Source organism: Pseudomonas sp. MOIL14HWK12:I2 (genome assembly GCF_000510745.1).
Classification (GTDB): Bacteria; Pseudomonadota; Gammaproteobacteria; order Pseudomonadales; family Pseudomonadaceae; genus Chryseomonas; species Chryseomonas oryzihabitans.
In genome coordinates, this window is record NZ_AZOA01000012.1 from 221,851 (window position 1) to 235,011 (window position 13,161).

Annotated in this window: 14 protein-coding genes; 12 read left to right on the forward strand and 2 right to left on the reverse strand. The window is 63.3% G+C overall.

Going from position 1 to position 13,161, the window contains the following annotated elements; translation table 11 throughout:
- Positions 1-36 precede the first annotated feature (36 nt).
- Entirely contained in the window at positions 37-954 is a 918-nt protein-coding gene (locus PSK12I2_RS0111955; protein ID WP_027598574.1) for a folate-binding protein YgfZ, read from the reverse strand.
- Between the two features lie 122 nt (positions 955-1,076).
- Between PSK12I2_RS0111955 and PSK12I2_RS0111960 the strand changes: the two genes are divergently transcribed.
- Positions 1,077-1,334 carry a succinate dehydrogenase assembly factor 2 gene (locus tag PSK12I2_RS0111960; protein ID WP_007161988.1) on the forward strand — a complete coding sequence of 86 codons (258 nt, stop codon included), beginning with the start codon at positions 1,077-1,079 and terminating at the stop codon, positions 1,332-1,334.
- Complete coding sequence (locus PSK12I2_RS0111965; RefSeq protein ID WP_027598575.1) at positions 1,318-1,770, forward strand: protein YgfX; 453 nt, start codon at positions 1,318-1,320, stop codon at positions 1,768-1,770. Before PSK12I2_RS0111960 ends, PSK12I2_RS0111965 begins: the two co-directional genes overlap by 17 nt.
- On the opposite strand, the gene nadB is transcribed toward PSK12I2_RS0111965, so the two are convergent.
- A complete protein-coding gene (gene nadB, locus PSK12I2_RS0111970) occupies positions 1,727-3,349 on the reverse strand; it encodes an L-aspartate oxidase (RefSeq protein WP_027598576.1) in 1,623 nt (540 codons plus the stop codon). The two genes, PSK12I2_RS0111965 and nadB, sit on opposite strands and share 44 nt — an antisense overlap.
- Before the next feature lie 329 nt (positions 3,350-3,678).
- Here nadB and rpoE point away from each other — a divergent pair, with 329 nt between their 5' ends.
- From rpoE to pdxJ, 10 genes are all read left to right on the forward strand, one after another.
- Entirely contained in the window at positions 3,679-4,260 is a 582-nt protein-coding gene (gene rpoE / locus PSK12I2_RS0111975; RefSeq protein WP_026083736.1) for an RNA polymerase sigma factor RpoE, read from the forward strand.
- Between the two features lie 33 nt (positions 4,261-4,293).
- Positions 4,294-4,821, forward strand: coding sequence for a sigma-E factor negative regulatory protein (locus PSK12I2_RS0111980; protein ID WP_027598577.1), 528 nt, complete (start codon positions 4,294-4,296; stop codon positions 4,819-4,821).
- 220 nt (positions 4,822-5,041) lie between these two features.
- Entirely contained in the window at positions 5,042-6,466 is a 1,425-nt protein-coding gene (locus PSK12I2_RS0111985) for a DegQ family serine endoprotease (RefSeq protein ID WP_007161993.1), read from the forward strand.
- 147 nt (positions 6,467-6,613) lie between these two features.
- Complete coding sequence (lepA, locus tag PSK12I2_RS0111990; protein ID WP_027598578.1) at positions 6,614-8,413, forward strand: translation elongation factor 4; 1,800 nt, start codon at positions 6,614-6,616, stop codon at positions 8,411-8,413.
- 5 nt (positions 8,414-8,418) lie between these two features.
- Positions 8,419-9,273, forward strand: coding sequence for a signal peptidase I (lepB, locus tag PSK12I2_RS0111995; protein WP_027598579.1), 855 nt, complete (start codon positions 8,419-8,421; stop codon positions 9,271-9,273).
- On the forward strand, positions 9,270-9,665 hold the full coding sequence (locus PSK12I2_RS0112000; protein ID WP_007161996.1) for a DUF4845 domain-containing protein: 396 nt from the start codon (positions 9,270-9,272) through the stop codon (positions 9,663-9,665). The genes lepB and PSK12I2_RS0112000 overlap by 4 nt, the downstream gene beginning before the upstream one ends.
- Positions 9,662-10,351 carry a ribonuclease III gene (gene rnc, locus PSK12I2_RS0112005; RefSeq protein WP_007161997.1) on the forward strand — a complete coding sequence of 230 codons (690 nt, stop codon included), beginning with the start codon at positions 9,662-9,664 and terminating at the stop codon, positions 10,349-10,351. Before PSK12I2_RS0112000 ends, rnc begins: the two co-directional genes overlap by 4 nt.
- Positions 10,344-11,249 (forward strand): GTPase Era, encoded by a 906-nt coding sequence (gene era / locus PSK12I2_RS0112010; protein WP_027598581.1) that lies wholly within the window; start codon positions 10,344-10,346, stop codon positions 11,247-11,249. Before rnc ends, era begins: the two co-directional genes overlap by 8 nt.
- 2 nt (positions 11,250-11,251) lie before the next feature.
- The gene (recO, locus tag PSK12I2_RS0112015; RefSeq protein WP_027598582.1) at positions 11,252-11,935 is read left to right on the forward strand and encodes a DNA repair protein RecO; all 684 of its coding nucleotides are present in this window, start codon (positions 11,252-11,254) and stop codon (positions 11,933-11,935) included.
- A 3-nt stretch (positions 11,936-11,938) separates the two neighbouring features.
- On the forward strand, positions 11,939-12,679 hold the full coding sequence (gene pdxJ / locus PSK12I2_RS0112020) for a pyridoxine 5'-phosphate synthase (RefSeq protein WP_027598583.1): 741 nt from the start codon (positions 11,939-11,941) through the stop codon (positions 12,677-12,679).
- Positions 12,680-13,161: the final 482 nt, after the last annotated feature.

A 13,161-nucleotide genomic window follows, 5' to 3' on the forward strand; every position in this document is an offset into this window, starting at 1 on the left:
ACCTGTGTGAGGAGCGGATAAAGGCGATCCCAACCTTCAGCGCTTTATTTCACGATCGCTATCGAGTGAGTAGGGCAAATCGAGTAAACGGCAGTTTGGCCCGTCCGAGCTGCCCACCGAGACACGTCCGTCCTCGGCGGCATCGCCCTGCAGCACCGCCAGGAATTCACAACCCTCCGGGCTGGCCGCGGCCAGCACCACCTCGCCCACGCTGCTGCCATGCACCGGCGAGAACAGCTCGGTACCCACGGCAGGGGGCTGCTCGCTGCTGGCGAGGCGATAGAGGCGCCGCTTGAGCTTGCCCAGGTACTGCATGCGCGCGACGATCTCCTGGCCGGTGTAGCAACCCTTGCGAAAGCTCACGCCATCCAGCGCCTGCAGATTGATCATCTGCGGGACGAACAGCTCGCGGGTCGCGCCGAACACCTGGCCCACGCCAGCCCGTACCTGGGCCAGCAGCCATTCGTCGAGTGCCACCTCCGGCAGCGCCGGCGCCGCTGCGTCGGCCGCGCGCCAGGTCTCTACCCGGCCATCCTCCAACCGCAGGGCGAAGCCGCCTTCGAGCGGCGCCACGGCATTGGCCTGCTCGCCCAGCGCCACGTCGGGATAGGCGCTGGCGAAGCCGGCGGCCGAAAGTCCCAGCCGTTGCCATTGCGCGCTTTCGTCGGTCAGCACCGACTTGGAGAAGACCGCATATTTCTTCAGATCGGTCAGCAGCGGCTCGACCAGCTCCGCGGCCATCGCCAGCAGATAGCCGTCGGCCTGCTTGACGATGCGGAAGCTGGAGACCAGCCGTCCCTTGGGCGTGCAGCGCCCCCCCAGGCCGGCCTGGTCGCCAGCGAGATAATTGAGGTTGCAGGTGACCTGCCCCTGGAGAAACTTGGTCGCATCGACCCCGCGGATGGCCAGGACGCCTTCGTGGGTCAAGCGGCAGAAATACGGCGAGTCGGCCATTGCGGCTGCAGCTCCCTGTCGAGTGAAGCCGCTCATCATAGGCTCGCCCGGGGGGAATGTCAGGCGCACTGCGCGGCGGGGCGCTTCGGGCTTATACTGCGCCGATCGTCGCAGGAGTCCCCATGAGTACCGAAGCTACCGAACTCAACAGATTGTACTGGCACAGCCGTCGCGGCATGCTGGAACTGGATGTATTGCTGGTGCCCTTCGTCAAGGAGGTCTATGCCTCCCTGGGCGCGGAAGACCAGGCCCGCTACCGCAAGCTGCTCGAGTGCGAGGATCAGGACATGTTCCACTGGTTCATGCAGCGCGGTGAACCGGAAGACGCCGATCTGCAGATCATCGTGCGCATGATCCTGGACCGTGTCCAGCCGGCTTGAGCCCTTCGAATGTCGCTGGAGCGCCTCCGCCGGGCTCCTGCGACTGCATGCCCTGGCCGCGTTCGCCGCGGGGATTTGTCCCTGGCTTACGGCCATTCCCTGGACGCTCAAGCCACTCCTGACGCTGCTGGCGCTCTGGTCCTGGCACCGGGTGCGCCAGCGCCAGCTCCAGCAGCGCTGTCCAGAGGTGCCGCGCGGTTTGCGCCATGGCGCAGAAGGCTGGCAGCTGTGGTCGCCGGCGACCGGCTGGCAGGCCATCCAGCTGCGCCCGGACAGCCTGGCCCTGCCGCGGCTGGTGGTCCTGCGCTATCGACTGCCAGCGGCGAGACGTACCCGCAGTCTCTGCATCGCCCGCGACAGCCTCGCCGCGGACGCCCACCGCCGCCTGAGAGTCAGACTTCGCTTCGCTCCGCGCCGGTTCGCGGCGCCAGAATAGTGTCCCGGGCGCTGCTGGCCAGTTGCGGATAGTCCAGGGTGAAGTGCAGACCGCGACTCTCCTGGCGGGCGAGAGCGCTTTCGATGATCAGCTCCGCCACCTGCGCCAGGTTGCGCAATTCGATCAGGTCACGACTGACCCTGTAGTTGCTGTAGAACTCGTCGATCTCGTCCATCAGCAGGCGAATGCGATGGCGGGCACGCACCAGCCGCTTGGTGGTGCGCACGATGCCGACATAGTCCCACATGAAGCGCCGCAACTCGTCCCAGTTGTGGGCGATCACCACGTCTTCGTCCGAATCCGTCACCTGGCTGGCGTCCCAGTCGGGCAGGTCGCGCGGCATGGCGATCTCGGCCGCTTGCGCCTGGATGTCCAGCGCCGCCGAGCGGGCATAGACGAAGCACTCCAGCAGCGAATTGCTGGCCATGCGATTGGCGCCGTGCAGACCGGTACAGCTGGTTTCGCCAATGGCATAGAGGCCGCCGAGGTCCGCGCGCCCGTACTGGTCGACGCGCACCCCGCCGCAGGTGTAGTGCGCGGCCGGCACCACCGGGATCGGATCCCGGGTGATGTCGATGCCCAGTTCCAGGCAGCGGCGATAGACCGTGGGAAAGTGCTCCTGCACGAAGTCCGCCGGCTTGTGGCTGATGTCGAGAAAGACGCAATCGATGCCCAGGCGCTTCATCTCGTGGTCGATGGCGCGCGCCACCACGTCGCGTGGGGCGAGATCGGCGCGGGGGTCGAAGCGCGGCATGAAGCGTTCGCCATCCGGCAGGCGCAGGACGGCGCCTTCGCCACGCAGGGCTTCGGTGATCAGGAAACTCCGCGCATGGGGGTGGTAAAGGCAGGTGGGGTGGAACTGGTTGAATTCCAGGTTGGCCACCGAACAGCCGGCGCGCCAGGCCATGGCGATGCCGTCGCCACTGGCGCTGTCCTGATTGGTGCTATAGAGGTAGGCCTTGCTGGCGCCGCCGGTGGCCAGCACCGTGAAGCGTGCGTGTAGGGTATCGACCTGGCCGCTGGTCCGGTCGAGCACATAGGCGCCCAGGCAGCGCGCGCCCGGCCGGCCGAGCTTTTCCGTGGTGATCAGATCCACCGCCACCCGCTGACTGAGCAACTGGATGTTGGGCCGGCCTTCGGCGGTGCGCAGCAGGGTGTCGAAGATGGCCATGCCGGTGGCATCGGCCGCGTGGATGATGCGCCGGTGGCTGTGGCCGCCTTCGCGGGTCAGGTGAAAGCCCAGGCCGCCCTTGCCGGCGTCCTGCTCGCGGGTGAAGGGCACGCCCTGGTCGATCAGCCACTGCATGGCCTCGCGGCTGTGCTCGACGGTGAAGCGCACGGCTTCCTCGTCGCACAGCCCGGCGCCCGCGATTAGGGTATCCTGCACGTGCGCCTCGACGGTGTCGCCTTCGTCCAGTACCGCGGCGACGCCACCCTGCGCCCAGTAGGTCGAACCATGCGCCAATTCGCCCTTGCTCAAGACCGCGATGGACAGCGTCGCCGGTAGATTGAGCGCGAGCGTCAGGCCCGCGGCGCCACTGCCGATTACCAGGACATCGAATTCCAGATGACGCGCCATGACGTTTCCTTCTCACCGGGACGGCGAGTATAGGAACAAGGCGGCTGACGGCATAGCCATCGGATGGATCGGCAGGGAACTCGCGGGCGTCAGGCGGGGTCTATGTACAGATAATTGCTCATCCGTGCGGCCGGAATGCCAAGACGAGAATGGGCCATCTGCCAAAGCTAATTCAGTGACACCCAGGAGCGATCAGCAGCCATCTTAGTGCTCGCTCATCAACTGCTGTGGAGGGGAGAACTTTCGTGCAACAGCCCAGTCTAGCAGCGCGCGTCGATAGTGAAAGCAAGGACGATACCGAGCTGCAAGCCAAGGACAGCAAGCAAGCCCTGCCCACCCAGGAGCAGGATCAACAACTGGTCGAGCGCGTACAGCGCGGTGACAAGCGTGCCTTCGATCTGCTGGTGCTCAAGTATCAGCACAAGATTCTCGGTCTGATCGTGCGTTTCGTCCACGATACCCAGGAAGCCCAGGACGTCGCTCAGGAGGCTTTCATCAAAGCCTATCGCGCGCTCGGGAACTTCCGTGGCGATAGTGCTTTCTACACCTGGCTCTATCGCATCGCCATCAACACGGCAAAGAACCATCTGGTTGCCCGGGGTCGTCGTCCACCGGACAGCGACGTCAGTGCCGAAGATGCGGAATTTTATGAAGGCGACCATGCTCTAAAGGATATCGAGTCCCCAGAGCGGTCCCTTTTGCGGGATGAGATCGAGGCCACCGTGCATCGGACCATCCAGCAGCTCCCGGAAGATCTGCGCACCGCGCTGACCCTTCGTGAGTTCGAAGGCCTCAGCTACGAGGACATTGCGAACGTCATGCAATGTCCGGTGGGAACGGTCCGGTCTCGGATTTTCCGAGCTCGGGAAGCGATAGACAAAGCATTGCAGCCCCTGCTGCGTGATGCATAGACAGCGGCGACAGCTTTTAGAGAGGTAATACGTATGAGTCGTGAAGCCCTGCTGGAATCCCTGTCCGCTGTTATGGATAACGAAGCGGACGAATTCGAAACCCGGCGTGTCATCGCCGAGGTCAGCAAGGACCCGGAATTGCGCGCCACCTGGTCGCGCTACGCCATGGTCAGCGCCGTGATTCGCGGTGAGCCCATGCTGCCGAATCTGGATATCGCCAAAGGCGTCACCACCACGCTGGAGCGTGATGAGGCCGTCGCAGCCCCGGCAGCGCCCGTCGTTGCCCAGGCGCGCAAGAGTGGCTGGTCGAGCCTGGGTCGTGTCGCGGTCGCCGCGTCCGTGACCTTCGCCGTACTGGCAGGCGTGCGGATGTACAACCAGTCTGACGTCTCCACCCAGGGTCTGGCCCAGCAGGCGCCGAGCCAGCTGACCGTGCCGCAACCCGCGCGTAGCCCGGCCGTGCTGGCCAGCTTCAGCGAAGAAAGCACCAAGGCGAATGCCGAAGCCAAGGCTGACAAGCCGATGGCAGGTGAAAAGCAGGAAGCCCCTGCCCAGCGTTGATTCGCTGGCTTCACCTCGAAACGGCGTCCGGACTCTGTTCCGGGCGCCGTTTTTTTTGCCTGCCGGATGTCCGGATGGGGCGCAAAATGCTTCGAAAGCTATCGTTCAGCAAGGGCGTGCTATTTCTGCTGCCAGTCGTCTCTGACTGTGCCGCCGTTGCGGAGCAGGCAGGTCGCCAGCGATGTGTTCAAGTCATTGGATAGAGTGGAGCTGCACGCGCATGCGCAATCTAAAGCATTACACGGCCGCCCTGATGGGGCTCTGGCTGATGGGACTGACGGCCATGGCTCGGGCCGATCTGCCGGATTTCACCGGCCTGGTCGAGGCGGCATCTCCAGCGGTCGTCAACATCAGCACCCGCCAGAAAATTCCCGAAGGTCGTGGCGCCGGCGCCATGACCATGCCCGATCTGGAAGGCCTGCCGCCGGGCATCCGTGAATTCTTCGAGCGCAGCATCCCGCAGATGCCGCGCGGTCCCCGTGGCAAGCAGGAGCAGGCCCAGTCCCTGGGCTCGGGCTTCATCATCTCGCCCGATGGCTACATTCTGACCAACAACCATGTGGTCGCCGATGCGGACGAGATCCTGGTACGGCTGTCCGACCGCAGTGATCACACCGCCAAGCTGATCGGCGCGGATCCCCGTACCGACGTGGCCCTGCTGAAAATTGACGCCAAGGACCTGCCCACCCTCAAGCTGGGCAATTCCGATCAGCTCAAGGTCGGTGAATGGGTCCTGGCCATCGGTTCGCCCTTCGGCTTCGATCACTCGGTCACCGCCGGTATCGTCAGCGCCAAGGGTCGCAGCCTGCCCAACGAAAGCTATGTGCCCTTCATCCAGACCGACGTGGCCATCAACCCGGGCAACTCCGGCGGTCCGCTGTTCAACCTCAAGGGTGAGGTGGTCGGGATCAACTCGCAGATATTCACCCGCTCCGGTGGCTTCATGGGACTGTCCTTCGCCATTCCGATCGACGTCGCCATGAACGTGGCCAATCAGCTGAAGACCGAAGGCAAGGTCAGCCGCGGCTGGCTGGGCGTGGTCATCCAGGAAGTGGACAAGGATCTCGCCGAATCCTTCGGCCTGGATCGTCCGGCCGGTGCCCTGGTCGCCCAGACCCTGGACGACGGTCCCGCAGCCAAGAGCGGCATCAAGGTCGGCGACGTCATCCTCTCGGTCAATGGCCAGAAGATCGAGGAATCCGCCGACCTGCCGCACCTGATCGGCAACCTCAAGCCGGGTGCCAAGGCCGACATGGAGATCATCCGTGAAGGCAAGCGGCAAAACCTGAGCGTCACCGTGGGCGACATGCCCAAGGACGACCAGGCCGCTTCCGGCGGCGAGCGCGGGTCCGATCGGGCCAGCAATCGCCTGGGCATCGCCGTGGCCAATCTGACCGCCGAGCAGAAGAAGACCCTCGACATCCAGGGCGGCGTGGTCATCAACAAGCTCAGTGGCGACGGTCCTGCCGCGGCCATCGGCCTGCGTCCGGGCGACGTCATCACCCACCTCAACAATCAGCCCATCGAGTCCGCCGCGGCCTTCGAGAAGATCACCTCGGCACTGCCGGCAGGGCGCTCCATTTCGATGCGCGTGGTGCGTGAGGGTCGCGCCAGCTTCATCACCTTCAAACTGCCGGGCAAGTAACGGCAGGGGACAAGGCGAGGGGCAGGCGACTGCCCCTTCTTTTTGTCCGCTCGAACGGCGCGAGTCCCCTTGTTTGCCGCATTCAGGTAAACTCCCCCGCTATTTTCCCGGCGGATGTTCCGCTGCTGGCTATTCGAGTGCTGATTCGTGAGTGATCTGAGCCATATCCGCAATTTCTCCATCATCGCCCACATCGATCACGGCAAGTCGACGCTTGCGGATCGGTTCATCCAGATCTGTGGTGGTTTGAGCGACCGAGAAATGGAGGCCCAGGTCCTGGATTCCATGGATCTCGAGCGCGAGCGCGGCATCACCATCAAGGCCCACAGCGTCACGCTGTACTACAAGGCCCAGGACGGCAAGACCTACCAGCTCAACTTCATCGACACCCCCGGCCACGTCGACTTCACCTACGAAGTCAGCCGTTCGCTGGCCGCCTGCGAAGGCGCGCTGCTGGTGGTGGATGCGGGGCAGGGCGTGGAAGCCCAGTCGGTCGCCAACTGCTATACCGCCATCGAGCAGGGCCTCGAGGTCATGCCGGTGCTGAACAAGATGGACCTGCCCCAGGCCGAGCCGGACAAGGTCAAGGCCGAGATCGAGCACATCATCGGCATCGACGCCACCGACGCCGTGCCCTGCAGTGCCAAGAGCGGCATGGGCGTACCCGATGTCCTCGAGCAACTGGTCAAGGTCATTCCGCCGCCCGAGGGCGAGATCGACGCGCCCCTGCAGGCGCTGATCATCGACTCCTGGTTCGACAACTACCTGGGCGTCGTCTCGCTGGTGCGCGTCAAGCACGGGCGGGTAAAGAAGGGCGACAAGATCCTGGTCAAGTCCACCGGCAAGGTGCACCAGGTCGACAGCGTCGGCGTCTTCTCGCCCAAGCACACCGAGACGGTCGATCTCAAGGCGGGCGAAGTGGGCTTCATCATCGCCGGCATCAAGGAAATCCTCGGCGCCCCGGTCGGCGACACCCTGACCCTCAGCGCCACCCCGGACGTGGCCGTGCTGCCGGGCTTCCAGCGGGTCAAGCCGCAGGTCTACGCCGGTCTCTTCCCGGTCAGTTCCGACGACTTCGAGGACTTCCGCGAAGCCCTGCAGAAGCTGACCCTCAACGATGCGGCCCTGCAATACGAGCCGGAAAGCTCCGAGGCCCTCGGCTTCGGCTTCCGCATCGGCTTCCTCGGCATGCTGCACATGGAGATCATCCAGGAGCGCCTGGAGCGCGAATACGATCTCGACCTCATCACCACCGCGCCGACCGTGGTCTTCGAGGTGGTGCTCAAGGATGGCAGCATCATCTATGTCGACAACCCCTCGAAGCTGCCAGACCTGGCCTCCGTCGCCGAGATGCGCGAGCCCATCGTGCGCGCCAACATCCTGGTACCCCAGGAGCACCTGGGCAACGTCATCACCCTGTGCATCGAGAAGCGTGGCGTCCAACGCGACATGCAGTTCCTCAGCAGCCAGGTGCAGGTCAGCTACGACCTGCCGATGAACGAGGTGGTCCTGGACTTCTTCGACCGCCTCAAGTCGGTGAGCCGTGGCTATGCGTCGCTGGACTACAGCTTCGATCGCTTCGAAGCCGCCAGCCTGGTCAAGCTCGACGTCCTCATCAACGGCGAGAAGGTCGATGCCCTGGCGCTGATCGTCCATCGCGACAAGGCGCACTACAAGGGTCGCGCCCTGACCGAGAAGATGAAGGAGCTGATCCCGCGGCAGATGTTCGACGTGGCGATCCAGGCGGCCATCGGCGGTCAGATCGTGGCCCGGACCACGGTCAAGGCGCTGCGCAAGAACGTTCTGGCCAAGTGCTACGGCGGTGACGTGTCCCGTAAGCGCAAGCTGCTGGAAAAGCAGAAGGCGGGCAAGAAGCGCATGAAGCAGGTTGGTAGCGTAGAGATTCCTCAAGAGGCCTTCCTGGCCGTGCTCAAGGTGGATAGCTGAAGCCCATGTCCTGGAACTTCCCTCTGTTGCTGGTTCTCGCGGTCGCCGTCTGCGGCGCCCTGGCACTCATCGATCTGCTGGTGCTCGCACCGCGTCGTCGCAAGGCGATCCAGACCTACGGGCAGCAGGTCAGCGAGCCTGATCCCGCGGTACTGGAGCAGTTGAACAAGGAACCGGCCCTGGTCGAGTACGGGAAGTCGTTCTTTCCCGTCCTGGCCATCGTGCTGATCCTGAGATCCTTCCTGGTGGAGCCGTTCCAGATTCCTTCGGGCTCCATGAAACCGACCCTGGAAGTGGGCGATTTCATCCTGGTGAACAAATTCGCCTACGGCATCCGCCTGCCGGTGATCGACCTCAAGGTCATCCCGATCGGTGATCCGCAGCGTGGCGACGTCATGGTGTTCCGCTATCCCAGCGATCCCAGCGTCAACTACATCAAGCGCGTGATCGGGGTGCCGGGCGATACCATCCGCTATACCAGCGACAAGCAGCTGTACATCAACGGCCAGCGCGTCAGCGAGGAACTGGTGGGTGACGAGCCGGGTTCCCTGGGCAGCGTCAAGCTGTTCAAGGAGCAGCTCGGCAAGACCGAGCACCTGATCCGCGAAGAGATGACCCGCTACCGCATGGAGCCCGACCATGAGTGGAAGGTGCCGGCCGGTCACTACTTCATGATGGGTGACAACCGCGACAACTCCAACGACAGTCGCTACTGGGACGATCCCAGCATTCCCCGTGACCTGCTCGGCATGGTTCCCGACCGCAACATCGTCGGCAAGGCCTTCGCCGTCTGGCTGAGCTGGCCGGAGCCCAAGCTGCAGAGCATGCCCACCCTGTCTCGCGTAGGTATCATCAGATGAATGAACGCAGAGTGTCCGGTCGTCCGTCGCGTCAGCAGGGGCTGTCGTTTCTCGGTGGTCTGCTCGCACTCTGCGTCATCGCCTTCCTGGCCAGTACGGCCATGAAGCTCGTGCCGCATTACCTGGACTACAATGCTCTGACCAAGGTCATCGAATCCATCGGCGACAACCCCGATAACCAGATTCGCAGCGTGTCCGACGTCTACAGCTACGTGGGGAAGGGTATGCAGGTGAACGACATCCGTGATCTCGATCTGCAAAAGGCCATGCGCGTCGAAGCCGACGGCAACCACCTGCAGATCCACCTCGACTATGAAAAACGTGAACACCTGATCCGCAACATCGATCTGGTCGTTCGTTTCAATCGTGATTTCCGTATAAATCTCCCGTGACATTATCTCTAGATCGCCTCGAGCGTCGGCTGGGTTATACCTTCAAGGACCCGGACCTGATGCTGCTCGCCCTCACGCACCGCAGCTTTGCCGGTCGCAACAATGAACGCCTCGAATTCCTCGGCGACGCCATCCTCAACTTCATCATCGGCGAAGCCCTCTACGATCATTTCCCCCAGGCCCGCGAAGGCCAGCTGTCCCGCCTGCGCGCCAAGCTGGTGAAAGGCGAGACCCTGGCCTTGCTGGCGCGCAGCTTCGAGCTGGGTGACTACCTGCGCCTGGGGTCCGGTGAGCTGAAGAGCGGCGGCTTCCGTCGCGAATCCATTCTTGCCGATGCCATGGAAGCCCTGATCGGCGGCATCTATCTGGATGCCGGCATGGATGCGGCCAAGGATCGGGTCATGGCCTGGCTCGGCCCGCAACTGCGGGAGCTGACGCCGGTGGATACCAACAAGGATCCCAAGACCCGCCTGCAGGAGTTTCTCCAGGCGCGGGCGTGCGACCTGCCGCGCTACGAGGTGGTCGCCATCGAAGGAGAGCCCCATTGCCGGGTCTTCTTTGTCGAATGCGAGATCGCCATGCTCAACGAAAAGACGACGGGGCAGGGCGCCAGTCGCCGTATCGCCGAACAGATAGCCGCCTCGGCGGCCTTGATCGCCCTGGGCGTGGAGAATGGTCATGAATGATGAGCTGAAGGCATCGCGGTGCGGCTACGTCGCCATCGTCGGCCGTCCCAACGTCGGCAAGTCCACGCTGCTCAACCATATCCTCGGGCAGAAGCTGGCCATCACCTCGCGCAAGCCGCAGACCACCCGGCACAACATGCTCGGCATCAAGACCGAGGGTGAGGTGCAGACCATCTATGTGGATACCCCCGGTCTGCACAAGGAAAACCAGAAGGCGCTCAACCGCTTCATGAACAAGACGGCCGTCACCGCCCTGCGCGATGTGGACGTCGTGGTGTTCGTGGTCGATCGTACCCGCTGGACCGACGAAGACCAGATGGTGCTGGAGCGGGTACGCTTCGTGAAGTGCCCGGTGCTGCTCGCCGTCAACAAGCTGGATCGTCTGGAAGACAAGGCCGACATGCTGCCGCACCTGCAATGGCTGCAGGAGCAATTGCCGGAAGCCACGCTCATTCCGATCTCCGCCCAGCACGGCCACAATCTCGACGCCCTCGAAGAGCTGGTGGCCGAGCGCCTGCCTGAGGGCGAGCACTTCTTCCCCGAAGACCAGATCACCGACCGATCCAGTCGTTTCCTCGCGGCCGAGCTGATCCGCGAAAAGATCATGCGTCAGCTGGGGGCCGAATTGCCCTACCAGGTTGCCGTCGAGATCGAGGAATTCAAGTACGACAACGGGGTCCTGCACATCCACGGCCTGATCCTGGTCGAGCGCGATGGCCAGAAGAAGATCCTCATCGGCCAGGCCGGCGAGCGCATCAAGCGTATCGGCCAGGAAGCCCGCCAGGACATGGAAACCCTGTTCGACGCCAAGGTCATGCTCAATCTCTGGGTCAAGGTCAAAGGCGGCTGGTCCGATGACGAGCGCGCCCTGCGCTCTCTGGGTTATTCCGACCTCTAGCGATGCAGGCGTCCGAGCCGCTGTTCGTCCTGCATGCGCGTCCCTATCGGGAAAGCAGTGCGCTGGTGGACGTGTTCGGCGCCTTCGGCCGGGTCCGTACGGTGTTGCGCGCGGCCCGCTCCCGCTCCGGAAGTCTGGCCAGGCCCTTCATTCCCCTCGAGGCTCAGCTCAGTGGGCGAGGGGAGCTGAAGAATCTGCAAAAGGTGGCGGCCCTGGCGCCGCCCTATCTGCTCCAGGGGCAGGCGCTGTTCAGCGGTTTCTATCTGAATGAGCTGCTGGTCCGGCTACTGCCCGCCGAAGATCCCTATCCCGCGCTCTTCGAACTCTATGGTCTGACCCTGGCGGCCCTCGCCCAGGGGCGACCGGTCGAGCCCCTGCTGCGTACCTTCGAATGGCGCCTGCTCGACCTGCTGGGCTACGGCTTCTCGCTGTCGCTGGCGCTGGATGGCCAGGCCATCGACGCCCAGCGCCTCTATCGCTTCATTCCGGACCAGGGCTTCGAAGCCGTCGACGAAGTTCGCCCGGGCTGTCTGGCCGGCGCGGAAATCCTGGCACTGGAGCGTGGCGAGTGGGACGATCCCACCGTAGTCCGCGCTGCCAAGCGCCTGATGCGCCAGGCCCTGGCGCCGCACCTGGGCAGCAAACCCCTGATGAGTCGCGAATTGTTCGCCAAGCCAAGTGAATAAGCCATGAAAGAGTTCAGTCGTGTTCTGTTGGGCGTCAACATCGATCATGTCGCCACCCTGCGCCAGGCCCGGGGTACCCGCTATCCCGATCCGGTCAAGGCGGCGCTGGATGCCGAGGAGGCAGGGGCGGATGGCATCACCCTGCACCTGCGCGAGGACCGTCGCCATATCCAGGAGCGGGATGTCCGCCTGCTGCGCGACCTCCTGCAGACCCGCATGAATCTCGAAGTCGCCCTGACCCCCGAGATGCTGGCCTTCGCCCAGGAGATCCGGCCCGAGCACGTCTGCCTGGTGCCCGAGCGCCGGGAAGAGCTGACCACCGAAGGCGGCCTGGATGTGCTGGGCCAGGTGCAGCGCATCCGTGACGCCATCGCCGCACTGCCCGCTTCGGAAGTGTCCCTCTTTATAGATCCCGATCTGCAGCAGATTCAGGCGGCCAAGGACAGCGGTGCTCCGGTGATCGAGTTGCACACCGGTCGCTATGCCGAAGCCGAGACCCAGGAAGCGCAGGCCCATGAGCTGCAGCGCCTGGCCAGGGCGGTGGAATTCGCCACCGGCCTCGGGCTGGTGGTCAATGCCGGTCATGGCCTGCACTACCATAATGTCCAGCCCATCGCGGCGCTGCCGGGTATTAACGAGCTGAACATCGGCCATGCCATCGTGGCCCAGGCGGTCTTCGTCGGCTTCAAGCAGGCGGTCAAAGACATGGCCGAATTGATCCGCTGCAACTCAATCGTAAAATAACTGTTGACCTGCTCTGAAACTCCCCTATAATGCGCCCCACTTCCGGCGCAGACGCTGAAGCGGCTTGAAAATCAAGCACTTAGGTCTGAGTCGGGCGAGGGGTCCACGGATTCTTCGCCATTTGGCTCTCGCCTTCGGGTGATGACGAAATGAAGCGGGGGGGTTGACAGCGTCTTGGGATGCTGTAGGATTCGCCTCCCGCTGCCGAGATTGGCTAGATCGATCAGGCAAGCGCAAGTGGTTGAGTTGAAACGAAAAAGTTCAAATCAACGCTTGACAGGATGTGAGGACAGCGTAGAATGCGCGCCTCGGTTAGCGACACGGTCGCAACCAACTGCTCTTTAACAAGTTGAATCAAGCAATTCGTGTGGGTGCTTGTGAGATAAGTCTGATGTCGCAAGATTATCAGCAACACAAGTAACTCGTGAATTCATGAGTTTTTTGCGATTGCTGAGCCAAGTTTAGGGTTTTCTCAAAACCCG